The 1,650-nt window shown below is 37.2% G+C and carries 2 protein-coding genes; both read left to right on the top strand.

The features are described from left to right. Positions 1-169 precede the first annotated feature (169 nt). A complete protein-coding gene (locus tag ACFPYN_RS00010; RefSeq protein WP_377731814.1) occupies positions 170-427 on the top strand; it encodes a hypothetical protein in 258 nt (85 codons plus the stop codon). A gap of 201 nt (positions 428-628) precedes the next feature. Beyond that, positions 629-1,531 (top strand): DMT family transporter, encoded by a 903-nt coding sequence (locus tag ACFPYN_RS00005; RefSeq protein WP_377731813.1) that lies wholly within the window; start codon positions 629-631, stop codon positions 1,529-1,531. Positions 1,532-1,650 lie beyond the last annotated feature (119 nt).

Below are 1,650 nucleotides of genomic sequence, written 5' to 3'. Positions count from 1 at the left end.
GATGTGTTATGTCAACCTAGGGTGTATGAAGAATACACCCTAGGTTGAGCATTCGAATCGGTGGTTTGAGGATGGATCATCCAGTTTCTTATTCAATTAACGGTCAGAATAGTTTAATAACATATATGGGTTGTTATGGTGATATGAGATTGAAAAAGGGGGTGTCTGAATGAAGGTGGTTCTTCAAGCATTTATGGGTTCAATTGCAGTTCATGTAGTTTATATAGTCGGTATGGTGTTAGTCGGTTATATAAAAACAAGGAACTATAAACCGGATATTGCAAGTGCATGGGATAAAGTAGAGACACTTCAAAATGAAGTAGTTTTCGTTAAGGTTAATTCTCCTTTTCTTTATTTATTTACATTTTTAGGAGTAGCAGTGATTTGCGGAATTATTATATTTTCATATAAAGAATTGTTGAACTAACGGGGGCTTAGTGAATAACCGGCCGCCTCTATAGGTATCTTTCTTATTGAACTAACCGGATAGATGCTCAATAAGAAAATTAATCAATTAATGGCTAATTCAATCAATTAAATAAGAACATAAACTCGTGAGTTTTGTTACAATTACTTACTTGAGAAGTTGATTAACATAGTAAGTTAAACAGCAGGAAGAGGATATACCATGACAAAGTTTATGTACATATTTTGCTTAATAGTGTGGGGACTTAATTTTATTGCGGTAAAAATCCAAGGAACACCAGTCAGTTTGGAATTATCCTTAACATATCGTTTAGTTATGACAGCCTTATTGTTTTTAGTTCTTGTTTGGTTCCTTAGACCAAAGGGGAGACCAAAAAGAAAAGATATTCCGTTTGTAATAGTGTTTGGTATATGTAACTTTGCATTAAGCTACCTGTGCTTCTATTACGCCACCATTTTGAGCTCTGCTGCAATTGTAACATTGGTCTTTTCGTTAAAAGTGATACTGACTCCAATCGCTCTCCGAGTTTTTTTAAAAGAAAAATTACATCCACGAGTTTTAATTGGGGGAATTTTTGGGGTATTGGGCGTATGTATTCTCATTTATCCCACATTGAACAATTTTCAAGGGTTTAATGAGATAAAAGGAATTATGGTTGCTTTCTTAGGTACGCTTCTTACAGCAGTTGGTGACGCCAGCTCGGCAAGAAATGCCAGTAGGAGGGTGGATCCTATCTATGCAAATGCCATTGGATTTACAGTAGCCAGTTTATTAATGGGGTCCATTGTATTGATTCAAGGGCAAGAAATAACAATTCCAACATCGGTTTCATACGTATCCGCGTTGCTTTATTTAACCCTGGTTGCTTCGTTCGCTGCATGGTTGTTCTACTTAAAGCTTGTAGAAAAAATCGGGGGATCTCAAAGTGGTTATATGGTCGCCCTTTTCCCCGTCATTGGAGGAATAGCTTCTGTATTAATCGGTGAATCAGACCCGTCATTGTTTTTGTTTGCTGGTTGTCTGTCTAGCTGCATTGGGGCTGCAATTGCTTTAGGTTTTGGAATTCGACGTCAGAATGTTAAGTTGCCTGTAAACGCTAGTTAAGAATGGACCTATTTTTAAAACGTCTTTATAGGGCATTCTTTTATCCGGCGGATTGTCTTTTGCGGCACCCCACCTATTTATGAAAACCGTTGGCTTGTCGTGCCTTCGGTTTTTTTTTT

It is taken from the genome of Paenisporosarcina macmurdoensis, from assembly GCF_042658845.1.
Lineage (GTDB): Bacteria > Bacillota > Bacilli > Bacillales_A > Planococcaceae > Paenisporosarcina > Paenisporosarcina macmurdoensis.
The sequence above is the reverse complement of the archived record's forward strand: the minus strand, read 5'-3'. Positions and strand labels throughout refer to the sequence as shown.